The 24078-nt window shown below is 41.1% G+C and carries 24 protein-coding genes and 1 pseudogene; 7 read left to right on the top strand and 18 right to left on the bottom strand.

The annotated features are described in order from the left end of the window. Positions 1 to 18: 18 nt before the first annotated feature. From secA to FD05_RS10300, 4 genes are all read right to left on the bottom strand, one after another. A complete protein-coding gene (secA, locus tag FD05_RS10285) occupies positions 19 to 2382 on the bottom strand; it encodes a preprotein translocase subunit SecA (RefSeq protein ID WP_020280011.1) in 2364 nt (787 codons plus the stop codon). A gap of 287 nt (positions 2383 to 2669) precedes the next feature. Then, complete coding sequence (gene hpf / locus FD05_RS10290) at positions 2670 to 3230, bottom strand: ribosome hibernation-promoting factor, HPF/YfiA family (protein WP_020280010.1); 561 nt, start codon at positions 3228 to 3230, stop codon at positions 2670 to 2672. Positions 3231 to 3352: 122 nt separating this feature from the next. Beyond that, on the bottom strand, positions 3353 to 3838 hold the full coding sequence (locus tag FD05_RS10295; protein ID WP_020280009.1) for a ComF family protein: 486 nt from the start codon (positions 3836 to 3838) through the stop codon (positions 3353 to 3355). Between the two features lie 203 nt (positions 3839 to 4041). Next, positions 4042 to 5364, bottom strand: coding sequence for an ATP-dependent helicase ComFA (locus tag FD05_RS10300; RefSeq protein WP_020280008.1), 1323 nt, complete (start codon positions 5362 to 5364; stop codon positions 4042 to 4044). A gap of 49 nt (positions 5365 to 5413) precedes the next feature. On the opposite strand from FD05_RS10300, the gene FD05_RS10305 reads away from it, so the two are divergent. The 4 genes and pseudogenes from FD05_RS10305 to FD05_RS10315 all read left to right on the top strand — a co-directional run bounded on the left by FD05_RS10305 (position 5414) and on the right by FD05_RS10315 (position 7350). Continuing rightward, positions 5414 to 6076, top strand: a complete 663-nt coding sequence (locus tag FD05_RS10305; protein ID WP_039932249.1) for a YigZ family protein — start codon at positions 5414 to 5416, stop codon at positions 6074 to 6076. A 106-nt stretch (positions 6077 to 6182) separates the two neighbouring features. After that, positions 6183 to 6350 (top strand): annotated as a pseudogene (locus tag FD05_RS11865) (TetR/AcrR family transcriptional regulator); the annotation flags it as partial. 51 nt (positions 6351 to 6401) lie between these two features. Further along, positions 6402 to 6764, top strand: coding sequence for a TetR/AcrR family transcriptional regulator (locus FD05_RS11870; protein ID WP_223602374.1), 363 nt, complete (start codon positions 6402 to 6404; stop codon positions 6762 to 6764). Between the two features lies 1 nt (position 6765). Next, on the top strand, positions 6766 to 7350 hold the full coding sequence (locus FD05_RS10315; protein ID WP_020280005.1) for an NAD(P)H-dependent oxidoreductase: 585 nt from the start codon (positions 6766 to 6768) through the stop codon (positions 7348 to 7350). A 61-nt stretch (positions 7351 to 7411) separates the two neighbouring features. On the opposite strand, the gene FD05_RS10320 is transcribed toward FD05_RS10315, so the two are convergent. Beyond that, on the bottom strand, positions 7412 to 8503 hold the full coding sequence (locus FD05_RS10320; protein ID WP_020280004.1) for a glycosyltransferase family 4 protein: 1092 nt from the start codon (positions 8501 to 8503) through the stop codon (positions 7412 to 7414). A gap of 259 nt (positions 8504 to 8762) precedes the next feature. On the opposite strand from FD05_RS10320, the gene FD05_RS10325 reads away from it, so the two are divergent. Both FD05_RS10325 and lrgB read left to right on the top strand, forming a co-directional pair. After that, entirely contained in the window at positions 8763 to 9215 is a 453-nt protein-coding gene (locus FD05_RS10325) for a CidA/LrgA family protein (protein WP_020280003.1), read from the top strand. A gap of 17 nt (positions 9216 to 9232) precedes the next feature. Next, positions 9233 to 9985, top strand: a complete 753-nt coding sequence (gene lrgB / locus FD05_RS10330) for an antiholin-like protein LrgB (RefSeq protein ID WP_020280002.1) — start codon at positions 9233 to 9235, stop codon at positions 9983 to 9985. A gap of 227 nt (positions 9986 to 10212) precedes the next feature. On the opposite strand, the gene FD05_RS10335 is transcribed toward lrgB, so the two are convergent. From FD05_RS10335 to FD05_RS10350, 4 genes are all read right to left on the bottom strand, one after another. Further along, positions 10213 to 12054 (bottom strand): APC family permease, encoded by a 1842-nt coding sequence (locus FD05_RS10335; RefSeq protein ID WP_020280001.1) that lies wholly within the window; start codon positions 12052 to 12054, stop codon positions 10213 to 10215. A gap of 381 nt (positions 12055 to 12435) precedes the next feature. Further along, positions 12436 to 14058 carry a chaperonin GroEL gene (gene groL / locus FD05_RS10340; protein ID WP_020280000.1) on the bottom strand — a complete coding sequence of 541 codons (1623 nt, stop codon included), beginning with the start codon at positions 14056 to 14058 and terminating at the stop codon, positions 12436 to 12438. A gap of 94 nt (positions 14059 to 14152) precedes the next feature. Next, positions 14153 to 14437: a co-chaperone GroES gene (gene groES, locus FD05_RS10345; RefSeq protein ID WP_020279999.1), complete on the bottom strand. Its 285-nt coding sequence runs from the start codon at positions 14435 to 14437 to the stop codon at positions 14153 to 14155. Between the two features lie 226 nt (positions 14438 to 14663). After that, positions 14664 to 15296, bottom strand: a complete 633-nt coding sequence (locus tag FD05_RS10350; protein ID WP_020279998.1) for a redox-sensing transcriptional repressor Rex — start codon at positions 15294 to 15296, stop codon at positions 14664 to 14666. A gap of 188 nt (positions 15297 to 15484) precedes the next feature. On the opposite strand from FD05_RS10350, the gene FD05_RS10355 reads away from it, so the two are divergent. Next, entirely contained in the window at positions 15485 to 17434 is a 1950-nt protein-coding gene (locus FD05_RS10355; RefSeq protein WP_191980507.1) for an ABC-F family ATP-binding cassette domain-containing protein, read from the top strand. A gap of 211 nt (positions 17435 to 17645) precedes the next feature. Here the strand turns inward: FD05_RS10355 and tsaD are convergent, their stop codons facing one another. The 9 genes from tsaD to tmk are packed head-to-tail and all read right to left on the bottom strand — an operon-like array spanning position 17646 to position 24020. Next, positions 17646 to 18686: a tRNA (adenosine(37)-N6)-threonylcarbamoyltransferase complex transferase subunit TsaD gene (tsaD, locus tag FD05_RS10360; protein WP_039932244.1), complete on the bottom strand. Its 1041-nt coding sequence runs from the start codon at positions 18684 to 18686 to the stop codon at positions 17646 to 17648. A gap of 18 nt (positions 18687 to 18704) precedes the next feature. After that, positions 18705 to 19280 carry a ribosomal protein S18-alanine N-acetyltransferase gene (rimI, locus tag FD05_RS10365; protein ID WP_020279995.1) on the bottom strand — a complete coding sequence of 192 codons (576 nt, stop codon included), beginning with the start codon at positions 19278 to 19280 and terminating at the stop codon, positions 18705 to 18707. Continuing rightward, positions 19264 to 19986: a tRNA (adenosine(37)-N6)-threonylcarbamoyltransferase complex dimerization subunit type 1 TsaB gene (gene tsaB, locus FD05_RS10370; RefSeq protein ID WP_020279994.1), complete on the bottom strand. Its 723-nt coding sequence runs from the start codon at positions 19984 to 19986 to the stop codon at positions 19264 to 19266. Before tsaB ends, rimI begins: the two co-directional genes overlap by 17 nt. A 2-nt stretch (positions 19987 to 19988) precedes the next feature. Continuing rightward, positions 19989 to 20762 carry an acyl-[acyl-carrier-protein] thioesterase gene (locus FD05_RS10375; protein WP_039932241.1) on the bottom strand — a complete coding sequence of 258 codons (774 nt, stop codon included), beginning with the start codon at positions 20760 to 20762 and terminating at the stop codon, positions 19989 to 19991. Between the two features lie 15 nt (positions 20763 to 20777). Continuing rightward, the gene (gene rsmI, locus FD05_RS10380; protein WP_020279992.1) at positions 20778 to 21653 is read right to left on the bottom strand and encodes a 16S rRNA (cytidine(1402)-2'-O)-methyltransferase; all 876 of its coding nucleotides are present in this window, start codon (positions 21651 to 21653) and stop codon (positions 20778 to 20780) included. Between the two features lie 10 nt (positions 21654 to 21663). After that, a complete protein-coding gene (locus tag FD05_RS10385; RefSeq protein ID WP_020279991.1) occupies positions 21664 to 21996 on the bottom strand; it encodes a DNA replication initiation control protein YabA in 333 nt (110 codons plus the stop codon). A gap of 22 nt (positions 21997 to 22018) precedes the next feature. Continuing rightward, positions 22019 to 23029, bottom strand: a complete 1011-nt coding sequence (gene holB, locus FD05_RS10390; RefSeq protein WP_020279990.1) for a DNA polymerase III subunit delta' — start codon at positions 23027 to 23029, stop codon at positions 22019 to 22021. An 11-nt stretch (positions 23030 to 23040) separates the two neighbouring features. Then, on the bottom strand, positions 23041 to 23367 hold the full coding sequence (locus tag FD05_RS10395; RefSeq protein WP_014940153.1) for a cyclic-di-AMP receptor: 327 nt from the start codon (positions 23365 to 23367) through the stop codon (positions 23041 to 23043). A 2-nt stretch (positions 23368 to 23369) separates the two neighbouring features. Then, on the bottom strand, positions 23370 to 24020 hold the full coding sequence (gene tmk / locus FD05_RS10400; RefSeq protein WP_020279989.1) for a dTMP kinase: 651 nt from the start codon (positions 24018 to 24020) through the stop codon (positions 23370 to 23372). Positions 24021 to 24078: the final 58 nt, after the last annotated feature.

Raw genomic sequence — 24078 nt, forward strand, 5'->3', positions numbered from 1 at the left:
ATTCTTTCCCAATACATATTAACGTTGCATGTTTTGACGAATTTCGGCCTTCATGAACAGACGAGTTGCATCGTATTCAATATCAGCAATCATTTCTTCAAACATCTTGTAACCTTCTCGTTGATATTCAACAAGTGGGTTTTGTTGACCATAACCACGAAGACCAATTGATTGACGTAATTGATCCATGATATCAATGTGATCAGTCCAGTGAGAATCAACAACTCTTAAGATAACAACTTTTTCGAATTCAAGCATTTGAGATTCATCGTAAAGTTGTTCTTGTTTTTCTTTATATTCTTTATTAGCCAAGTCCATTAACATGCTCTTAATTTCGTCAGCAGACTTGCCTTGGAAATCTTCAAGAGAAATCTGATCTGGGCTAACCATTGCACTAATCGCAAAGTCCAAAATAGTTTGGAGATCCCAGTCTTCTTTTTCACCTTGAGTATGCAAATCAACGATTCGGTTAATGGTCCGTTCGATCATTGGCATGATAACCCACTTCAAATCTTTTTGCTCGTCAATGACTTCGCGACGCTCGCCGTAAATTACTTCACGCTGTTGTCTCATAACATCATCGTATTGCAAAACATTCTTCCGTGAATCGTAGTTATTACCTTCAACTCGCTTTTGAGCTGATTCCACTTGCTTAGTGATCATGCGCGAACGAATAACAGCATCTTCGCCTTCAACATTCAAGTGTTCCAAGAAGTTCTTGATCTTTTCAGAACCGAAACGACGCATCAAATCATCTTCAAGAGACAAGTAGAATTGTGACAAGCCAGGATCACCCTGACGACCTGAACGGCCACGAAGCTGATTATCAATCCGCCGAGATTCATGTCGTTCAGTACCAATAACGGCCAAACCGCCAAGTTCAACGACACCCGGTCCTAATTTGATATCCGTCCCACGACCAGCCATGTTGGTAGCAATCGTAACGGCACCACGTTGACCAGCGTTGGCAACAATTTCAGCTTCCTTCGCATGGTTCTTGGCGTTCAAAACAACGTGAGGGATCTTTTCTTCGTCAAGTCGTTGTGACAGGTATTCGGAAGTTTCAACCGCAACCGTACCAACCAACATAGGCTGGCCCTTCTTGTGGAGTTCCTTAATCTTGTTAACAACAGCTTCGAATTTAGATTCCAAAGTTGGATACAACACATCTGGATGGTCAACCCGGACAACCGGCTTGTTAGTTGGAACAGAGATAACCTCCATGTTATAAATCTCACGGAACTCCTCTGCTTCAGTCTTGGCAGTACCAGTCATACCAGCAAGCTTTTTATACATCCGGAAGAGGTTTTGGTAAGTAATGGTTGCCATTGTCTTACTTTCCTCGTTGATCGTAACGCCTTCTTTAGCTTCAAGGGCTTGGTGAAGACCATCTGAGAATCGACGGCCTTCCATGATCCGTCCGGTAAACGAATCAACAATCTTAACTTCATCGTCTTGAACCACGTAATCCTTATCGCGAAGCATGATAAAGTTGGCCCGCAATGCTTGATCCAAATGGTGGGTCAACGCTGTGTTGTCGGTATCATAAAGATTCTTTAAATTAAAGTACTTTTCAGCTTTTTCAATTCCTTGATCAGTTAATGAAACTGTCTTGGTTTCCAAATCAAGCTTGAAGTCGTCGGTTTCATGTAACGTCTTGGCAAATCTGTCAGTTCGTTGGTAAAGGTCTGACGTACCACTTGATTGACCTGAAATAATCAATGGGGTACGGGCCTCATCGATCAGAATTGAATCAACCTCATCAACAATGGCAAAATTCAAGGGACGCTGAACCATTTGTTCCTTGTAAGCAACCATGTTATCACGAAGGTAATCGAAACCGATTTCCCCGTTGGTTGAGTATGTGATGTCGGCAGCGTAAGCTTCACGCTTCTCATCAGCATCTTTTTCAGTTGTATTAATACCAACTGTCAGGCCAAGCCAGTTGTACAGCTCACCCATTTCAGTGGCATCACGTTGAGAGAGGTATTCGTTAACGGTAACAACATGAACCCCTTCTCCTGCAAGTGCATTTAAATAAACTGGCATGGTGGCAGTTAAAGTCTTACCTTCACCAGTTTTCATTTCTGCAATATTTCCTTCATGAAGAACAATTCCACCCATAATTTGAACGTGGAATGGGTACAATCCTAAGACACGTTTTGCACCTTCACGGGCAACGGCAAATGCTTCTGGAAGCAAATCATCAAGAGTTTCGCCATCTTGATAACGTTTCTTAAATGCCGGCGTCTTGGCTTGTAATTCTTCATCACTGAGTTGACGATACTCTTCAGCATACGAACCAACTTTGTCAGCAATTTTACTGAGTCGCTTTTGTTCGCGTGTATCACTTTCAACCCATGTTTTTAAAATATTAGCCATTAGTAAATTCCCTTCTAAATTAAAATACTGATCAAATAATTCTTAGTATTTGTGGACTGCATACTTATTTAGTGTAACATTTTAGGCCGCCTATGAAAACACAAAAAACAATGCATCAGCGGCATTTAACCATGATAATACATTTTGAATAGATATGAAAGGTTAAACGTCCAATATTGCCCAATTAATATGTGGGTGAGCACAAAAAATTGGAGATAAATTAACAATCAATTTATCCCCAATCTTAACGCAAAGCATCATTCAATGCCCGCTGATTATTGTATCGATTATTCTTCGCCGGTTTCAATCAAGCCATAACGGCCATCATTGCGACGGTAAACAATGTTGATGCCTGAAGTTTCTGCATCTTCGTAGATGAAGAAATCATGACCCAACATGTCCATTTGAAGAATGGCTTCCTCATTGTCCATTGGCTTCAATGCCAATTGCTTTGTACGAACAACTTGGAACTTGGATTCATCATCTGAATCCGAGCTGCTTGTATCTTCAACAGGTGCGAACTCGAGGTTCTTGAACCCTTTTTCACGAGATTTGCGGTTAACCTTGGTCTTGTACTTACGAATCTGACGTTCGAGCTTATCTGTTACCAGATCAACACTTGCGTACAAATCGTTCGACATTTCTTCGGCTCTCAAAGTTAAGTATGGTAAAGGAATGGTTACCTCAACTTTTGCTTGCTTATCTGGATAAACCTTCAAATTGACATGAGCAGTATTTTTCATGTCCTTTTCAAAGTACTTCTCCAGTTTACTGATCCGCTTTTCAACGTAATCACGAATCGCCTGGGTTACCTCAATGTTTTCACCACGAATGTTAAAAATTAGCATAGCGTTCTCTCCCTTCACCATTAAAGGCTTAATGGTCCACTAATGAAATCACTTTCATTACTGGCTACAACTTTAGTATAATTGAAAGTTCGCATTTTAACAATCATTGGGTCTGGATTTCTTCAACGAGCTAAAGTGAACCCCCTGACAGAAGTCGCCCCTGCTTCGTGCATGAGAGTGGCCGCATGCCTAATGGTTGTGCCGGTTGTGTATACATCGTCAACTATCAAAACGGCTTTATTTTGGATCGAATTTTTTTCAAATTGATTGAGTTCAAACGGTTGATTAAGTGCCATTCGCTCTCGGCGATTCTTTTCAGACTGGCGAACTGCTTTCTTTTCAGCTTTAACTTTAAGGACGTCAGCATATTCCAAGTTGTCTAATAAGCCAGTCACCTGATTAAAGCCACGGGTCGCCATGGTATCAATACTCACTGGAATGGGGACAATCACTTCATTAATTTTCTTTAATCGTTGGCGAATCTGTCCAGAAAATACCTGACGCAACCGATAATCACCGTTAAATTTGTACCGTTTCATAAAATCTTTCATGAACGGGTTGTAGGCATACAAGGCAGCGTTCTCAAATACCAGCTCACTGGACTTCATCCATCGCAGGCAATCTTGGCAAGGATCTGGCATCCCTTGCAGCCGGTTTCGCCCACAAACGTTACACGTGGGACCGGATGATAAATCAACAAAACCGTTTGAGCAATTCTCGCAGATTGTGCTTTTCACAAGTGGGGTCAGACGCATCAAGTCAGCCAGCGGCATTTCATTTCTGAGGGGTGAATTGCATAACAGGCAGGCTCTCATAGTTTGGCCGCCTTTCGGTTCATTAACTTAATCTGTCGATCACAAGATTTAATGTTGGCGGCTTTATTTTCACAATAAAAAAGCACTTGTCCGGTTGGTCGGTCACGATTACGACCCACTCGACCGGCAATTTGGACTAACGCGGCTGCTGAAAAAATATCGTTATCAGCCTTCAATACCAACACGTCAATCCCTGGAAATGTGACGCCCCGTTCCAAAATGGTTGTGGTGATTAGAAAATCAATCTGCCGACTGCGCATCAGCGCCACCTTCTCAATTCGATCAGGATCCGCGGAATAGACGGTTTCAAACTTGGCTACCACGCCGGCTCGCTTGATGGCTGTTGCGACCGCGGCTAAATCTTTAATATGCGGCACAAACAATAAGAACCGTTGCTTTGCTGCCGCCAAATTGGTCACCATTTTCACAATTTGCTTCGGTAACGTCCCAGCCGAAATTTGATTGCTTAAATTTTTGATTCGAATAACCGTTACTTCAGGTAAATAATGGCCATGATATCTAATCGGTAAATAACTCACCGAAAGTTGTTTTCGAGAAATTGCTCGGAATAACGCTTGGTCTGGTGTTGCTGTTAAATAGAGTGTCGCACCGTCGGCTTTAATCGCATTTGAAACGCCAAAGTGAAGCATTTGGTTGCCAGAATATGGGAAAACATCGACTTCATCAATAATCAAGACATCGAAGGCATGATAGAATCGAAGCAGTTGATGAGTTGTACAAATTGTTATCTGACTGTATTTGTATGGCTGTTCACTCTTCCCATGCAGCAACACCGTGGAAACTTTTTCAAAGGCAGATTGAATCCGTGGAAATAATTCAATACACACATCAACCCTGGGGGAAGCGATTCCAATGCGTAAGCCGCGAGCAACCGCCCAACTGATGCCTTTGAACAACATTTCGGTTTTGCCGGCACCAGTGACCGCCCACAGTAAATGCCGTTGCTTGTTTTGAAACACCTCAACGACTTTATTGGCACATTCTTCTTGCAGTTCGGTCAGTTGCCCATCCCAAGTAAGTGGTTCAGGATTAGATGGAAAACGATTCGGTTCTGGCAGCCACGCCAATGGTGTCAGGGTATCCAAACGCCCCATTTGAATGCAGGCATAACAATAAAACTGCTTATTTGGTAAATAAGCATCCTTTCGCCGAAGTCTTGAACCACAGCGGACACATTTCAGCCCACGTTCGCGGCTGATTGCATCACGCGACTGAATGTCCGGTAAGGTTATCAGATTTTCAGGCAAGTCACGCAATGGAATTTGGCGTCCATACAACTCTGATATATCATTAATCATAGAAAGTCACCTCGCTATTAAAATACGCAATCATTGGAGGAATCCTTTTTTGAAAAATGAATCTTTAACAATTAAATCAGACGGGACCCATGAAATCGAAATCAAAAAGTCCCGCTTCATCTGTACGATGGCCAGAATTGAAAACGAGGACCAGGCAAAAAAGATAATTGCCGAAGTCTCAAAAGATAATGCCAAGGCCAACCATAACTGTTATGCCTACATGCTGGGCGATGACGACCACATCCAACGTGAAAGCGACAATGGTGAGCCATCTGGAACAGCTGGGGTGCCAATCTTGGAAGTTCTCAAAATGAATGAACTCCATAACGTCCTCGCCGTGGTCACCCGGTATTTCGGCGGCATCAAGCTGGGTGCTGGCGGCCTCATTCGCGCATATAGCAATGCCACTTCGACCACGATTGATTCTTTGGGGATCGTTAAATTAGTTAATAAACAAGAATTAACTTTGACGATTGATTACAATCAGTTTGATAAGTTGAAATATTTCTTAGAAAATGAATCTATCCCCATTGAAAAGACCAATTATACAGACAAAATCGAAGTTGTCATTGCTGTCAGTGATGCTGACTTTGATGCATTGATCACCCAAATCACCAACTTGTTGAGTGATCAATTCGGTTATCAAAAAGGCAAATATAAACTTTTTGAGGTTCCCTATTCACGTGAGGACCGGCAGAATGATGAAAAGTAAGCGAGCTCACATGTTTTGATTATCAAGTTTTCAAGAAACGTGACTTATTGCTCACGTTTTTATTTACATCAATAGGATAACAGTGTTATCTTGAATAAGAAAGAAGGTGCCCTTTATCGCTGGAAAAACAAATCATACAAAAGAACGGATTATTTCTCAGACAATTCGACTGATAAGAGACCACGGATACCAAAATATCTCCCTTAGAAAGCTTCTTGCTACGCTTAATTTAACCACAGGATCATTTTATAAACATTTTTCAAGTAAGAATGATCTATTCAAAGACGCCGCAATTGTGCTCTCCAAAAAATTCTCGGAGGATGCTTTGATTCGGCTTGAAAAAGCTAGTAGCAAAGATGCATTAAACAACCTGATCAATTTAGGTGAGTTCGTTATCTCACAGATTGAAACGGTCCCAAACTTGATGAACTTTTTGTTATTCAACCCAGGGGTCATCCAAGTTTACTCACATAATTTAGATGACCATTCATTTGGCTTTTTAACCTTAACTCATCAGATTCTTCATGACCTGATTAAGCAACGTGGTCTTACGGAACCTGAAAGTGCCCTATTCATCAAAATGTGGGCATTTATTCAGGGTTATGGCGCATTAATTGCGAATGGCGCAGTCACATATAATCGAAAATTATTATTGTTATCCGCTACTCAACTGATAGGAGGAAAATAAAATGTCAGATGTTCTAATTATCTATTGTCATCCCTACAAAAAGAGTTTTAACCATGCCGTTTTGGATGCCATCATATCGAATCTGGATTCGCATAAAGTCAGTTGGAAATTGATTGATCTATACCGAGAGAAATTTATCCCAACATATGATGTTGAGGAACTACGGCTTTTCCATCAAGGTGCTTCACACGACCCAAAATCAATCGAATATCTTAATGATCTCAAAAATGCGAACAAAGTTATCTTTATCACGCCAATTTGGTGGAACAGTATTCCTGGGATGTTGAAGGGATTCATTGATAAAGTCATGAAAGAAGGAAAAGGCCTATCACACACGATCACAAAAACGGGTGTTAAAGGCGAACTGGGAAATATTAAGCAGGCGTATGTATTAACAACATCGACATCACCCACATTTTATCTAAGATTATTTTCAGGAAATGCCATCAAAAAGATCTTCATTCATCAAACGCTGCATCAACTCGGGATAAAAAATTGTAAATGGCTTAATTTTGGTGGAATCTCAAACTCCAATCTTCAAAAACGGAAAAAATACTTGAGCAAACTGGATTCAATAAAGTTTTAAATTAGTTTCTGTGCGCTTATATACGCAAAAAATGCCTGACAATTTGTCAGACATTTTTACTCTAATGGTTATTTTTACTAGTCGTATCCTTCACCAATCGCTTAATCCCATTCAACAAAGGTTGTCGGTCTTCACCAACCAGCCCGATGGTTTCAACAAACAACTCCAAGCCGATTAGCACGGCAATTGTCAGCAGAATTGAGCCCCACAAAGTTGAAATTGGATATAGCAAAGAAATAAATGAAAAAATCAATGCAATGCCATAAATCACCAACACCGTTTGCCGATGAGTTAACCCGATTTGCATCAATCGGTGATGCAAATGACGTTTATCGGCATGGGTAATCGGCTCCTTATTTAATAGCCGCCTGAAAATGGCAAATACCGTATCGGTAATGGGAACACCCAAAATCATAACAGGAATTAACAACGTAATGAAAGTGGCGTTCTTTAATCCAAACAACGAGAAGACCGACATCATAAAGCCGATAAACAGTGCACCGGTATCCCCCAAATAAATTCGAGCGGGGAAAAAGTTATATGGTAAAAAGCCGATACATGCGGCAACTAACGTAAAAATCATAATTGCAACAAAAATATTCCCCACATTAAGGAAGAACATCGCAGTAATGCCCATGGTGGTCAGCGCAATAATCGCAACGCCGGTGGCCAATCCGTCCAACCCATCAATTAAATTAACAGCGTTTGTAATCGCCAAAATCCAAATGTAAGTGACCGGTAAACTCATCCAACCAAGATGAATGGTAAAAAATGGCAGTGTGATCGTAGTCATCTTAACGCCAGCGGTGAAATACACCCATAATGCAGCAATCGAAATTCCCAAGACTTTTTGGCGAGGCTTCAAAACGAAGATGTCATCAATAATCCCAGTTAGGATAATGATGCACTCTCCACCATAGACGCCCCACAAAATTTTGGTTGGGAACTGATCCCGTAACAGAATCATCGTCGTGAAGGTGTAGGCAATAAAAATTGCCAACCCACCAATCGTTGGCATTGGAATTTTATTAACCCGCCGTTTATTCGGCTGGTCCTCTGCCCCAACGGCAAAAGCAAGCTTCCGAATAAATGGGGTTAAGACCGCGGAAATAATCATGGTTGCAAATAAAGATACAATGATCTCAAATTTCAAAACTCTAACCTCACTTATTTCCTTCCAAATTAATATTAATTCAATTATACAAACGACAAATCATAAAAACAAGGTACGTCTTGCTCACAAAGTAAAGATACCTACTTAAACAATTACACCGGACCAATTGTGTGAATTTTCACATTAAAGAAAATTGCTAACGTTTTCAATTGTCATATTTCACAAAAACATTTATACTAGAGTTTGTAAGACAACAGGTTAATTATTTTATATTTCACAAACGGAAGGAGTTTTTACTATGGCTGACAAATCAAATACTACACAAGCCGAAACAAAAGATGCACCCATTCTTATTCAAATGGGTATCTTTGCCGGCGTATTGTTTGTTTCCAGTTTAATTTCAGCATGGTTGGTAGCAGTTGCACCAAAGTTTCCTGTTCCAACCCCAGTTCTTGGATTAATTATTCTTTATCTCCTATTAACTTTCCATATTGTCAAAGTTGAGTGGGTTGATAAATTTGCTACATTTATGATCGGAATGATTGCATTTCTATTTGTACCTTCAGGAATTCAATTGACTGCATCTCTTGATATCATGAAAGCTCAAGGTGTACAACTTATCATTGCTATTATTATTTCAACGGTTGTCTTACTTGTTGTTGTTGCTTACACCACATCATTCTTCATTTGGATCCGAAAGACTGTATTCCACGGCGATATCACTGTCAGTGAAACAGTCGATAAAAAATAATAAAAGGGGTGAATACAATGTCTGCTACTGAAACAACCATTATTTCGTATTTAGGGACACCAATTTTTGGTATCTGTTTATCATTACTTGTTTTCTTGTTTGGTCAATGGCTATTCAAAATCGGAAAAGGATTCTTCTTATTCCAACCACTGTTTGTTGGTATGGTATTAGGAATCTTCATTCTCTGGCTCATGGCTAAGATGTTTGGTGTCGATGTTACATGGTTCTACACCAACGCTTACAAACCAGGTGGAGATATCATTTTCTGGTTCTTAAACCCAGCCACTATTGCGTTTGCTGTTCCTCTGTACAAACGTAACGATATTGTTAAACGATTCTGGTTAGAGATTCTGCTATCATTAATTATTGGTTTGTTCATCTCATTGTTCATCATCTACTATGTATCAAAGCTCATCGGCTTGAACAACAACGGAATTGCTTCAATGCTTCCACAAGCTGCTACTACAGCTATCGCAATGCCTATCTCTGGTGCTATCGGAGGTACTCCTGCCGTTACTGCCATGGCATGTATCTTGAACGCCGTCTTGATTTACGCTTTGGCAACTTGGCTCATCAAGATCTTCCACTTGACTGAACCTATTGGCCAAGGTCTTGGATTAGGTACTGCCGGACATACTGTTGGTTCTGCAAAGGCCATTCAGTTAAGTTCTGTATCTGGTGCGATGGCTGCCATCGCGGTTGTTATCATTTCAATCGTTGTTGACGTCGTTGTTCCTACATTTGCTAACTTCATGGGAATTGCTCACTAATTCCTCACAAGATCAAAAGGATCGTCCATTTGGGCGGTCTTTTTTTTTACATACTTTTTCAAAAATTCAGTGGTCATAAATACGTCACTATCCCCTCTTTGAACAGCTTCCCTCTCTTTCAGGGTAATTACCCACAATCACAATCAAACCGCATCAGGCAGCTAAAAACACACTAAAACAGGCCATCCGTTATTGATTTAACGGATGGCCTGTCATGTTTGACTTAACTACTCACGCAAGTGGTAGTTATAAGTTGAAATAATAATATTTTGTCGTGAATTTAAAATCGTTCTTAATCTTAAACTGGTCTGGTTATGCAAGACATTTTCCCAACGATGCCTTGGTACAAATTGGGGTACCAAAACAGTGGTTGAATAGTTTCGATCAGCCGCCCGCTTAGCGATGACATCACAGAACCGCAATGTCGGCTGAGCAATTGAACGGTAGGATGAATGGATATCAACAAACCGGACATCTGGGAAGTCTTTCTTGAACTGCTCTGAAGTCTTGTGTTCCTTCTCAGGGTTAGAGTCGAAAGACACATGCATTGCGATGACATAATCACCAATCGACTGGGCGTAACTAATGGCATTGGCGGTCACTCGGGTTACCCCGCTGACCAGGACAATCACCGTAGAGCCGTCAAAATGATGAGTTGTAGCAATTTCAGTATTCTCTTCTACCACTCGCAGCTGTTCGGCAACCCGCTTGTAATGATGATTGATCTTATAGAAAATTCTCAGAAGAATCGGCATCACAATCAAGTAAGGCCAAACATTTGGGAATCTTAACAGGAACAAGCAGGTAACCAAAGTAAGCGAAATAAATGCACCGATGAAATTGATCACCGATTTCATCTGCCAGTGCTTGCCTCGATTTCTGCGCCAATGGATAATCATTCCGGATTGTGACAATGTAAATGGAATGAACACACCGACCGCATACAAAGGAATCAATGAATTGGTTCGGCCACCAAAGATTTGAATGAGGACGATTGCCCCAACGGCTAAGGAAATAATTCCGTTAGAGTACCCCAGCCGATCCCCTTTATCGAGATAGGCATGTGGCAGAAATTTATCTTTGGCCAAGTTATAAGCCAAAATTGGAAATGCAGAAAATCCAGTGTTGGCGGCAACCGCCAAAATCATTGCAGTTGATAGCTGAAGAATATAGTAGACAATACCATGGCCGAAGACCGTTTCTCCAATTTGTGAAAGAACAGTTTCGTGGCTGTTTGGCATAATCCCCATGTAGTAACTTAGAAATGTAATACCACCAAAGAAGCAGGCCAAAATAGTTGCCATAATTGCTAAAGTTGCGGCAGCATTCTTACTTTTTGGCTTGTTAAAATTAGGCACAGCGTTACTGATCGCTTCAACACCAGTCAGTGATGAAGAACCTGATGAGAACGCTCTAAAGAACAGAACCAGTGTCATCCCTTCAACGGGAGCGCCAATGTGAGCGGCAGCGTGATACTCGATATTGCCACTCACGATGTTATAGCCGCCATAGATGATCATCGCAATGATCATAACAATGAATAGATACACCGGCAACGTCAGAAATGATGCCGATTCTCGAATTCCTCGAAGATTTAACAGCATAATAGCAACCACAATTAAACAGGAAATCAAGACACCATGTGAATATAACGATGGAACAGCTGAGGTAATTGCTTCAGTTGCTGAAGTTGTTGATACGGCAACAGTCAGCATGTAATCAACTAAAAGTGAACCCCCGGCAATTAACCCGGCCTGCTCACCCCAGTTGGTACTGGCAACCACATAGGCGCCACCACCGGATGGATAAGCGTGAATAATTTGTTGGTACGATAAAGTAATTGCGGCCAACAGAACCAACACAAGCGCTGCGACCCAAATTTGATACATCAACGCTGCAGCTGACAATGTAATCAAAATGGTAGTAATCTGCTCAGTACCATATGCGACTGACGAGAGCGCATCGGATGATAGTAAAGCCAGTGCTTTGAATTTGGTTAAGGATTGACCACCTTCATCAGTGGTTTTTAATGGCTTTCCAATCAGGAGCCGTTTGAGATATCGCCACATAAATAGTTACTCCTTTTTTAATAATCTACCATTCTTGTGAACCATAAAATAATAGTCCTTCTGAAGGTTAAAAACAAGTCTTGATATGTACGCTCAGATAGGTTCACAAAAGATCCCTATCCAAGTTAGATGGCAAATGCCTTTATATTCGTATTTCGATCACACATGTTTCTTGTGAAGGCGTATATCGACTGCCTACGTAATTGCTTCGCTGAGGCCTGATGGACGCTCAGAAACAGAGGCACTATGTCTTAACACACTCTACTTACTGTAATATCGAACCGTGAAATAAGCAAGTGGCAAAATGAGCACCAATTCCTGATTTGGAATTGATGCTCATTTTACAATATTTTAGTTCAAACTGATTATTTAACGCTTAAATTACATGCCCATTCCTGGTTGTGGCATTGGAGCTGCAGGGGTATCATCCTTTGGCTCTTCAGCGACAACAGCTTCAGTGGTCAACAATAATGCTGATACAGAAGCAGCATTTTGAAGTGCTGAACGGGTAACCTTGGTAGGATCAACGATACCATCTTTGATCATATCTTCAAACTTACCATTAGCGGCATTGTAACCAATTCCTGGCTTTTCATCCTTCAGCTTTTCAACGATAACTGAGCCTTCAACCCCGGCATTTTCAGCGATTTGACGAACTGGTTCTTCAAGGGCACGAAGTACGATGCGGATTCCAGTTTCTTCATCGCCATCAGCTTTGGCATCCAATTTGGCAATTTCTGGGATGACGTTAATCAAAGCAGTTCCACCACCGGGTACAAAGCCTTCTTCAACGGCAGCACGGGTTGCGTTCAAAGCATCTTCAATACGGTACTTCTTTTCTTTTAATTCAGTTTCAGTAGCGGCACCAACACGAACAACGGCAACCCCACCTGATAACTTAGCAAGACGTTCCTTTAACTTGTCACGGTCAAAGTCTGAAGTGGTCTTTTCAATTTGAGTCTTAATTTCGGCAACTCGCTTTGCAATTTCATCACTTGAGCCTGAACCGTCAACGATAGTCGTTGAATCTTTAGTAACGTTAACTTTGTTAGCTTGACCTAATTGTTCAAGAGTAGCATCTTTCAAGTTCAAACCAAGATCATCAGTAATCATGGTTGCACCAGTTAAGATGGAAATATCTTGCAACTGGTCTTTACGACGATCGCCAAATCCAGGGGCCTTAACGGCGACAACATTGAATGTTCCTCTCATCTTGTTCAATACAAGAGTTGGAAGAGCTTCACCACCGATATCATCGGCAATGATCAAAAGTGAACGACCTTGTTCAACAATCTTTTGCAGTAATGGCAAAATATCTTGAATGTTAGTAATCTTCTTGTCAGTAACTAAGATGTATGGATTGTCCAAGTTGGCTTCCATCTTGTCGTTGTCAGTCACCATGTATTGTGACATGTAGCCACGATCAAATTGCATTCCTTCAACAACGTCCAAGCTGGTATCAACACCACGTGACTCTTCAATTGTGATGACACCATCATGACCAACTTTTTCCATCGCATCGGCAATCAACTTACCAACTTCTGTGTTAGCTGATGAAATTGAAGCGATTTGAGCAATATCATCCTTTGTCTTAACATCGTGTGACATCTTGTGAAGTGCATCAACTGCAGCCTTAGTAGCAGTTTCGATACCACGACGAATTCCAACTGGGTTGGCACCGGCAGTGACGTTCTTCATACCTTCGTTAACAATTGCTTGAGTCAAAACAGTTGCAGTAGTGGTACCATCACCGGCAACATCGTTGGTCTTTGAAGCAACTTCAGATACCAACTTGGCACCCATATTTTCGAAATGATCAGGTAATTCAATTGACTTAGCGATTGTGACACCATCATTAGTAATTGTTGGTGTACCTGCGCTTTGTTCCAAAACAACGTTACGACCCTTTGGTCCAATTGTTGCTTTAACTGTATTTGCTAATTTATCAACACCCTTGAGCATTGCGCCGCGGGCATCTTCAGAAAACTTTACTTGTTTAGCCATTTTTAAATTTCACCTCAAAAAAATATTTTTGATTAATTTATAATTGAATGATTCAAATGATTCACTTATTAACAATTATCTTGTTAAAATAATCTTATTCGACAATTGCAACGATATCTTTTTCATGAAGAACCAGATAGGATTTATCGTTATCCTCGATCTCAGTTCCGGCGTACTTATCAAACATAACCTTGTCGCCCTTTTTAACAACTGGTGATACCTTTGTGCCATTATCCAACACACGGCCGTCACCAACGGCAACAACAGTTCCGGCTTGTGGCTTCTTCTTTGCGTTGTCAGCAAGAACAATACCGCCCACCGATTTTTCTTCTTCTTTTTCAGTTTCGATAATTACGCGATCTCCTAATGGTTTTAACACGTTAGTCCCTCCATTTACAACAATTTTTAGCAACATTAGCACTCACATGATAAAAGTGCTAATCACTGTTTATAATATATTATTTTTTCAGACCAATTGCAAGGATTTCTACACATTTACTTCCAGAAATGACAGCTGTTTCCCTCAAAATCAGTAAATAAAAGCAAAAGAAAAGACCGCCATTTTCAAAATGAACGGTCATTCTACAATAATCTTGTTCGTTATTTTACTTACCAAAGTTTTCAATGAAGTAAATCAGGGTTTGCAGTTCATTGGTCAGGTCAACATTTTGAACCAAGACATCTTCAGGAACCTGGAGACGAATTGGTGTGAAGTTTAAAATTCCTTTGACACCACCGGCAACCGCGTCATCCGCAATGGATTGAGCGACTTTTGACGGCACAGTTAAAATAATGACTTTAATTTGCTGATCGTGAAGCTGATGTGAAAGTTCTTCGATCGGATAGACGGGTACCCCATCTTCAATCGTATTCACAATCTTGTCATCCGTATCGAATGCGGCAGAAATTCTAACGTTTCCGTCCTTGTGAAAATTAAAGTTCAATAATGCGTGACCCAGATTACCAACTCCAATGAGTGCGACATTGGTGAGATGCTCCTGGTTCAAAATTGTCTTGAAGAATGAAAGCAGGTTATCGACATCGTAGCCGTACCCCCGTTTACCTAATGCGCCAAAATAGGAAAAGTCACGACGAATGGTTGCTGAATCTACTTGAACCGCCTCAGCCAATTCTGTTGATGAAATCCGTTGTTTTCCTGTGTCATGCAAGATATTTAAGTATCGATAATATATGGGCAATCGTTTAGCGGTTGCGCGTGGAATATTTTCAGCTGTCAAGAAAATTTCCTCCTATTTTTTATTTTGTTTAAAAGAAACTTTGTGAATTCCTATTTACACCTCATTCTACCATAAGATGACATCTTGTGAAATATATTTCAAATAATACTTACAATAAATTACTGAAAGCTTGAAAATTATGATAAAATTGATTGTTGATAGTTACAAAAAGAAAGGTGGCCAAACACTTGATAATCTTACAAGCACAAGATCTAACAAAACGATTTAATGGCGAAAATATCTTCTCAAAAGTTAATTTGGCCATTCAAGAAAAAAGTCGGGTTGCGCTTGTTGGGCGCAATGGTGCCGGCAAATCGACCCTCGTTAAAATGATAATCGGTGAACAATCCATTGATGGTGGTCAGATTGTCACTAAAAAAAATCTCACAATTGGTTACTTGGCACAGGATACCGGTTTGGACTCCGATAAGACGATTTATGCAGAAATGGAATCCGTCTTTGCCGGCTTAAAAGAACAGGAAGCCAAGTTGCACTCTCTGGAAAAACAGATGGGAGCACCGGATATCGATCCCCAATCCGAAGAATATGAAACTATCTCATCACAATATGACAACATCCGAGCTGATTTCGAGCAACACAATGGCTACGGATATGACGCTGAAATTCGTGGTGTTCTTCACGGATTTGGATTTGGTGAGTCTGATTATGACCATCCAATCAATGAACTATCCGGCGGCCAAAAGACCCAACTAGCAATGGCAAAGTTACTGTTGGAGAAACCAGAGCTGTTAATTTTGGATGAGCCAACCAACCACTTGGACGTCGAGACCATTACCTGGCTTGAAGGTTATATTCAAAATTACAGTGGCGCCCTTTTGATCATTTCACATGACCGGTACTTTTTAGACAGAATTGTCAATGAAGTCTATGAAATGTCACAAGGCACCCTCCACCATTTCACTGGTAACTACACTGATTACACCAAAAAGAAAGATCAGTTGGTTGAGCAGGAGTGGAAAGAGTACGAGAAGCAACAGGCTAAAATCCAAAAGCTGCAAACCTTTGTCGATAAAAATATCGTCCGGGCATCGACAACCAAACAGGCTCAAGCTCGTCGCAAACAACTTGAAAAAATGGATAAACTGCAAAAGCCGACTGGCGATTCGAAGACTGCCCGCTTTTCATTTTCACCAAAATCAAAAAGCGGCAACAACGTGTTAAACGTGGCAAATGCCGCTGTTGGCTATACTTCAGTTCTTGCCGAACCCGTGAATCTCGATGTTAAACGTCACCAAGCAATTGCCATTGTGGGACCTAATGGTGTTGGTAAATCAACCTTATTAAAAAGTATCTTAGGGATTATCCCCTTCTTAAAAGGTAAGGCTCAATTTGGTACTGGAGTCGATACCGGCTACTACGACCAGGAACAAGCCTCACTGCACGCTTCCAAAACCGTTCTCGAGGAGTTGTGGGATGATCATCCAACGACCCCCGAAGGCGACATTAGAAGCATTCTGGGCAGCTTCTTATTTTCAGGAGATGACGTCGCCAAGATGGTCCATGATTTATCCGGTGGTGAAAAAGCACGGTTGCTTTTGACCAAGTTGGCCATGCAGCATAACAACTTTTTAATGTTGGATGAGCCAACCAACCATTTGGATATCGATAGTCGAGAAGTCCTGGAAAAGGCGTTGAACCAATTTGACGGCACAATCCTCTTCGTGTCCCACGACCGGTACTTCATTAACAAGATTGCTACTGCAGTTGTTGAATTATCACGCAAAGGCACAACCCTTTACCTTGGCAACTACGATTATTATGTAGATAAAAAAGATGAGCAGGAAGCCATCAAACAACATGCTGCAGAAAAAAATGCTGCGAACAATCCTGAACCGAAAACTGTTGTCACAACAGATAAGAAAAATTATGAAATTAACAAACAAGTTCAAAAAGAGCATCGCAAATTAGCCAGAGAAGTAGATGCGTTGGAAACCAAATTAGATCAACTGACAAAATCCAAAGATAGTATTGAAACTGAAATGACCAAACCTGATGTATTCAATGATCTGGGTAAACTGCAAGACCTACAGAAACAACTTGATAGCATCAATGCCCAAATCAAAGAGACTGAATCAAGTTGGGAAGAACAAAGTTTGAAGCTTGAAGATAATGAGTAAATTAATAGAGCGTGAAAATAGGCGTTTTGATCCCAGAATTTAAGGGCAGCAATCAATTATTCCTGGTTCTGGAATAGTTGATTGCTGCCCTTAAATTCTGGGATCAGCCGGTTTGAACGCGTTTTCGCTAGGTAATCATGCAACTACTAAAAGCTGAGACTGAGGCAAAAGTGAACACTTTTGTCCCAGTCTCAGCTTTTTTTGAATTAAATTATTTTGCTTCGTCTGCCAACCACTCAAATTCTAAACCAGGATCAGCATTCAGCGTTGCGTCTGCTCGTGCACCATGACGATATAGCATCTCGCCGGCAGCACCAATCATCGCAGCATTATCACCACATAATGATAATGGTACTAATTCAAGCTTAGTGTCTTTAAACGACGCAATTTCTTTTGTCAACCGTTCACGAAGCCCTTTATTGGCAGCCACACCACCGGCCAAGATTAGTTGCTTAACCGGAAACTCTTTAAGTGCCCGCTGAGTTTTGTCAGCCAAAACGTCAACCACCGCTTGTTGGAAACTGGCAGCTAAGTCTTCTCTGCTGAGTTCCTCATGAATTTGATCGGCATGGTGAACGGTATTGATGAACGCACTTTTGAGGCCACTAAAGCTAAAGTCAAAATTATCATCAGAATCCATGGCCCGAGGAAATTTAAAGGTATCCTTCCCCTGGTGAGCCAATTCATCAACTGGTTTCCCAGCAGGATAATTGATGCCCAGAACCCGACCAATTTTATCGTAAGCTTCGCCAGCAGCATCATCGCGTGTTTCACCAATAATTTCAAACTTATCTTCTTCAGGCATGTAAACTAATTCAGTATGCCCGCCAGAAACGACCAAGGCCATAGCTGGAAATTCAATCGGCTCAACTAACCGAGCAGCATAAATATGGCCAGCTAAATGGTTGACTGGTACCAATGGCAGGTTGTGTGCCCAAGCCACCGCCTTAGCAGCGGTAACACCAATCAACAGTGCGCCAACCAATCCTGGGCCGTACGTAACTGCAACCGAAGTCAAATCGTCATAAGTCACATCTGCATCACGCAATGCATCTTCAATGCATCCCGTAATTTGTTCGATATGGTGCCGACTGGCAACTTCAGGAACGACGCCACCAAAACGTTGGTGACTCTTAATCTGAGTTGCAACTATATTTGAAAGTATTTTATTTCCATTTTCAATTACTGCAACTGAAGTTTCGTCACAGCTGGTTTCAAATGAAAGCACTAAATCTCTGGCCACTAAATTCATCCCATCCCTATTTTCAGTCTAACCAATTTTGGTAATATCCAACACCATATTCAAGGCGTCTTCTCGATCGTTAAAGTAATAATCTTTTTTTGTTCCGTTGTCAACAAAGCCAATGTCACGATACAACTTCTGAGCTCGAGTATTACTTACCCGAACTTCCAGCGTTACCTTATCATATTCCAATTGACGGGCCTTCTTGATAATGGTTGTTACCAAGAAATATCCCAATCCATGATTCTGAAAATTAGGTGCCACTGCAACGTTGGTGATATGGCAATCCTTGGTATGATCGTTTAACGAACAGCCAATGAAAGCAACTAAGTAGTCATTTCTGCGCAAAACTAAATAGAGCCGGTCGGTCTTTCGCATCAATTCAGTCCGAAAAGCTCGGTCGTCCCACGGTGTCTGACCACCATAAACTGACCTTTCGATCCCCAAAATTTCTGGAATATCTGGAATCATCGCTTTAGCTAAAAAATACTCGGTCCCGTTAATTTCAACATCGTGGTTCTTGATGTCCAGATATCTTTCACGAAGTTGAAGTTCTTTATTATAAAATTGTTGGTTGAACCAATTTTTAAACTTTTTCAACATAATTATGCGTATCCTCGTTAGGATGTAATTTTTTCCAATCAGCTTCGGCTTTGGTTAAGCGCAGATACCTTGGAACCACAGCATCCACATCCTCAACCGGCGACTTTGCCAACCCATACTGCCCGAGCAAAGCGGCACTGGGAATTCCCATGAGTGGATTAGCGGTTAACAATCTACTATGTAGAACGTTTCGCATATCATCTTCAAAGGAAGCCGTATCGCCGATAATGAGGATTGGTTGTTCGTAATCACTGATTGCAGGCAGCCATTTTCCCAAACTGATATGCTGATCCTCAATCACGGTTTCAATTGTTCCATGATTCCAACGATACAGGCCAGTAAACATATTCTGATTACGGCCATCGAAAATTGGGTTAATCAAAACATCCGCCCTTTGAACGTTCAATGCCAAATTTAACAAACTAGAAACCGTGACTAATTCAATGCCAAGTGTGTTGGCAATTGTCTTGGCAGCGGTGACTGCCATTCGGATGCCGGTATACGATCCTGGACCATCGGCAACCACTACTCGATCCAAATCGGTAGGTGTCAGATCGGCCTTCTTGACCAGATCCTCAATAACTGGCATTAAGAACTCAGCATGCTTTCGGTGAGTGGTCAATGTTGTTTGTGCTAATAATTGGTCATTATCCATTACTGCAACGGAAAGTGGCTTGTTTGAAGTGTCAATTGCTAGTATTTTCATGATTAATCGTTGCCCTTTACTTGAATTTCTTTCCAAACAATCGTGGCACTTGCTGAAAGAACATCGTTTGATTTAATTTCGTGCACAGTTTTAATTTTAGCATTATCTGAGGAATCAACAACCACTGAACTTGTGACCCGGTTACCGTACTTAACTTCATTCTCGAAGCGAATATCAATGTTAGCGGGCTCGTGATTGTTGAGAAATTCCATTGGCAACGAATCGAGCATCCACTCAGGATATCTAGAGTTGTTGACATGACCGTTAAAATCAATGTCACTCCAGCGAACCTGATACTCTTTTGATGTCACATCATCATGTGGCTCAATCCGCTCAGGCCTTGGCAATCTTGGAATTCGGCGAACATTTTCTGATTGGTATGGGGCGATCACATCTTTATTAATTGGGGTAATCTTACGGGTTTCTTCATTCATCAAAACCCAGATGCTTTCAACTTTCACCAATTCATTATCATCTTGGTCATGCAACCAAAATTCACGAAATGCAAAATAACGATTATACGAGGTTCCTCGAGTTGTCATTTTGACCACTGAATCTTTTTGTGGCAATTCAGTAATGTGAATCGAATAAGAAGTGACAACCCAGCCAATCCCATAATGATCGATCAAGAATGTTTGATCCATTCCGAGGTTCTCGTTTTGGTGTTCCGATGCCAGAATCAAAATATTGATCAGCATCGGAATTGAAATCCGATTATTCACGTTACACTCGTAAAATGGAATTGTATGCAGTTCACTAAAACTATGAGCAGGCATGGGCATTACTTCTTTCTATTTGATATCATGATATTGGTTATAAATAACTTGCTTTTTTAAATTATGATCCTTGGCCACTTTTTTGATAGCTTCATTAACAGGTAACCCATTCTCAATATAAAAATCAACTTGCTGGTCGATCGTTAACCCCTGGAGTGGATCTTCGGCATCTACATCCGGTTGATCATTTCCTGAGATTATAATAACAAATTCTCCCCGAATTTCAGTTGAATTGGCCCATTCGTTCAGTTGGTCGAGCGTACCACGAATAAATTCCTCATGTTTTTTGGTCAATTCACGACAAAGTGCCCCCTGTCGATCACCACCCAGCTGAGTGAGTAAATTTTTAAGCGTCTTTTTAAGTCGATGTGGTGCTTCATAAAAAATCATCGTCTCTGGTTTATTTCGGAGATCATCAATTTCCTCTCGCTGTTCCTTGGGCTTTCTGGACAGAAAGCCGTAAAAATAAAATGGCTGCGGCGAAAGTCCTGAAGCAATCAATGCCGTAATTCCTGCATTGGCTCCCGGCAGCGGAACAACATTAATGTGCTGTTCAATGCAGGCGACAACCAGCTCATGTCCTGGGTCACTAATTGACGGCATCCCTGCATCACTGACTTGAGCAATCGTGAGACCTTGTTTGAGTTTGCTGATTAATTCAGGAATTCGTTCGGCCGTGTTATGCTCATGAAAGCTAATTTGCTTCGTTTGAACGTCAAAATGATTCAATAATTTTTGCGTATTTCGAGTGTCTTCAGCCGCTATCAAATCAGCTGACTGAAGGATCTTGACTGCTCGAAAGGTCATATCATCAAGGTTTCCGATTGGGGTCGGCACTAAATATAAAATGCCATATTCACTTAACGTATCAAAACTCTTTTGCGTTTCCAATGTTTACCCCTCAGTCTCGTTTGCCGTAAATAATATCGGTGCAGAAAATACAATCCTCACCATTCTCCCGTCGCTTGCCATAGTACGAACTGCAAACGTGGAACCCCTCGTTGTAGAGCTTTTCAAGATTCTTTCTTGATTTGGATAATCGAGGGGAATTATTATCCATTTTTTCAGTAATCTCATTAATTCTGTCACGCAAATGCTGATTTTCAATCTCAAGTTCAGCGTTTTTCTCCATCAAACCAATTAATGATTCATGAAGGTGAGAAAAATTTGCCGCACTCGCACTCAGTTGTGTATCCATTTCTTTTAACTCATCGTACAAGTTTTGACTATCCACGATTTTATCACCCTTTAATAAACTATGATTGACCGATTGCAAGTATCTTTAGTGTCAAAGCTTCAATTATGTTCTGAAAGTTGACGTTGACTGCCATGCTGCCGTTCATATCCAACAATTCATCTAACATTGCCAAAATTTGATCGTTGTTCCATTCAACAGCTGCCTGTTTGGTTTCCGCTAGAATGCCCGGATATTTTACCCTGTCGGATGACAAAGTACCATACTTGGTTTCCAGTACGTCGTCAAACAAGCTCAGCATCATGGAAATGACAATCCGTTGTCGATCCTTGTTGGTAATGAGCGGCATCAAAGACATCTGGATAAAGGGCATTGCCATTGCGTTGCCCTTAACCAAATAAGTAAACCATTTTTCTAATAGTTTCTGAGTGGACGCAAACCAATCATCTTTCGACCATGCTTTGATCTGGTCCAGACTGTTGGTAATTGAAATCATCAAATTGACTTCGCTCGGCTTTACGCCGCTGGACTGTAATTCAGCGACCATTAATTTCTTGCTGAGACTGGGAAACTCCACTACCTGCGTTCTAGAAATAATCGTTGGTAGCACCAAGTTACGGTTCTTACTGATTAGAAAACTCACAACATTTCCTGTGGGCTCCTCAATAAACTTCAACAAACTATTGGCAGCCCCAGTGGTCATTTTCTCGGCTTCAGAGATAATGAAGACCTTTTTTGATCCTTCCATCGCACTCTTGGTGAACTCACTTTTGACATGGCGAATTTGATCAACTTTAATGCTCTGACCATCCGGTTTTGTAATCACAACATCCGGATGATCATAATTCATGATCCGTACACACTCAGAACATTTCCCACATGGCACGCCATTTTGAACGTTCGTACAAAAAAGCCGCATGGCAACTCCCATTGCGACTGAAAATTGGCCGGCACCATCTTCCCCGGTAAACAAATAGGCATGGGATAATTCATTATTCTTCACCAAATTCATGAACTGGGCAAAAATCGTCGGTTGTTTAGTTTGAGCAACGTTAACAATATCGTGTTCCATAACGTTCCCTTCTAGAACTGTTTAAAATCTTCGATTGGCAGAATCATAACAGTGGCTCCGCCAACTTGAACCTCAATTGGAAAAGTATGTTCCGCTGTGTCACCATTCAGACTAACTGGTGGCGTCATGAACTGTTGACGGGCCGAACAGGTTTCTTTGATTAATTTTAAAGTTAAATCAACTTTTGAGTCATCAACAGCAACTAAATAAGTGGTGTTTCCTGCCCGCAAGAAACTGCCTGTGGTTGAAAATCGAGTGGCGATAATATCGTGAGCAACGAAAACTGATCGTAATTTATTCGCATCTTTATCTTGAACGATCGCAATGACTAATTTCATAATCAACTCTCCTTAAAATAGGGCTTGGCAATTTGGTGGATAATCTTAATTGTATCATTGACCACGGCATCAATTGGCTGAGTTGCATCGATACTGATAAATCTGTTTGGGTTGGCATCACGGATCTTCATATAACCTTGATGAACCCGTTTGTGAAACTCGGTTGTTTCAACATCTAAACGGTCAATTTTGCTGCTGTCACGATGTTCGGCAATCCGATTTAAGCCAACTTCAACTGGAATATCGAAGTAAATGGTTTTGAATGGTAATAATTTTTCAGTGGCAAATTCGTTCATCTTGGCAACTTGTGCCATTCCGATCTGTCTGCCGGAGCCCTGGTACGCCACCGAACTGTCAACGTACCGATCACAAAGAACCAGTTTGTTTTGTTTAAGTGCAGGTAAAATTATTTCAACCAGATGTTGACGACGAGCCGCCGCATAGAGGAGCGCTTCAGTCCGATAATCCATCTCAGTATTTTCTCGGTCAAGAATCACCCGACGAATTTCTTCTGAGATTTTGTTGCCACCGGGTTCTCTGGTAACGAGCAACTGATCACCAATTTCTTGATTAAAAACGGCAATTACCCGATTCATCACGGAGGTTTTTCCCGCCCCATCTGGTCCTTCAAAGGTTATAAACATACCATTCAAAACAATTCCCTCACTTTGAGTTTAAATTAATTGTACTTTAAGTCAATTGACGTGTCTA

It is taken from the genome of Lentilactobacillus otakiensis DSM 19908 = JCM 15040, assembly GCF_001434145.1.
Taxonomy (GTDB): domain Bacteria; phylum Bacillota; class Bacilli; order Lactobacillales; family Lactobacillaceae; genus Lentilactobacillus; species Lentilactobacillus otakiensis.

What these genes read in the sequence shown, in the direction of transcription:
- secA (WP_020280011.1), bottom strand. Translation starts at nt 2,382, where the DNA reads ATGGCTAATATTTTAAAAACATGGGTTGAAAGTGATACACGCGAACAA.
- hpf (WP_020280010.1), bottom strand. Translation starts at nt 3,230, where the DNA reads ATGCTAATTTTTAACATTCGTGGTGAAAACATTGAGGTAACCCAGGCG.
- FD05_RS10295 (WP_020280009.1), bottom strand. Translation starts at nt 3,838, where the DNA reads ATGAAGTCCAGTGAGCTGGTATTTGAGAACGCTGCCTTGTATGCCTAC.
- FD05_RS10300 (WP_020280008.1), bottom strand. Translation starts at nt 5,364, where the DNA reads ATGATTAATGATATATCAGAGTTGTATGGACGCCAAATTCCATTGCGT.
- FD05_RS10315 (WP_020280005.1), top strand. Translation starts at nt 6,766, where the DNA reads ATGTCAGATGTTCTAATTATCTATTGTCATCCCTACAAAAAGAGTTTT.
- FD05_RS10325 (WP_020280003.1), top strand. Translation starts at nt 8,763, where the DNA reads ATGGCTGACAAATCAAATACTACACAAGCCGAAACAAAAGATGCACCC.
- lrgB (WP_020280002.1), top strand. Translation starts at nt 9,233, where the DNA reads ATGTCTGCTACTGAAACAACCATTATTTCGTATTTAGGGACACCAATT.
- FD05_RS10335 (WP_020280001.1), bottom strand. Translation starts at nt 12,054, where the DNA reads ATGTGGCGATATCTCAAACGGCTCCTGATTGGAAAGCCATTAAAAACC.
- groL (WP_020280000.1), bottom strand. Translation starts at nt 14,058, where the DNA reads ATGGCTAAACAAGTAAAGTTTTCTGAAGATGCCCGCGGCGCAATGCTC.
- tsaD (WP_039932244.1), bottom strand. Translation starts at nt 18,686, where the DNA reads ATGAATTTAGTGGCCAGAGATTTAGTGCTTTCATTTGAAACCAGCTGT.
- rimI (WP_020279995.1), bottom strand. Translation starts at nt 19,280, where the DNA reads ATGTTGAAAAAGTTTAAAAATTGGTTCAACCAACAATTTTATAATAAA.
- tsaB (WP_020279994.1), bottom strand. Translation starts at nt 19,986, where the DNA reads ATGAAAATACTAGCAATTGACACTTCAAACAAGCCACTTTCCGTTGCA.
- FD05_RS10375 (WP_039932241.1), bottom strand. Translation starts at nt 20,762, where the DNA reads ATGCCTGCTCATAGTTTTAGTGAACTGCATACAATTCCATTTTACGAG.
- holB (WP_020279990.1), bottom strand. Translation starts at nt 23,029, where the DNA reads ATGGAACACGATATTGTTAACGTTGCTCAAACTAAACAACCGACGATT.
- FD05_RS10395 (WP_014940153.1), bottom strand. Translation starts at nt 23,367, where the DNA reads ATGAAATTAGTCATTGCGATCGTTCAAGATAAAGATGCGAATAAATTA.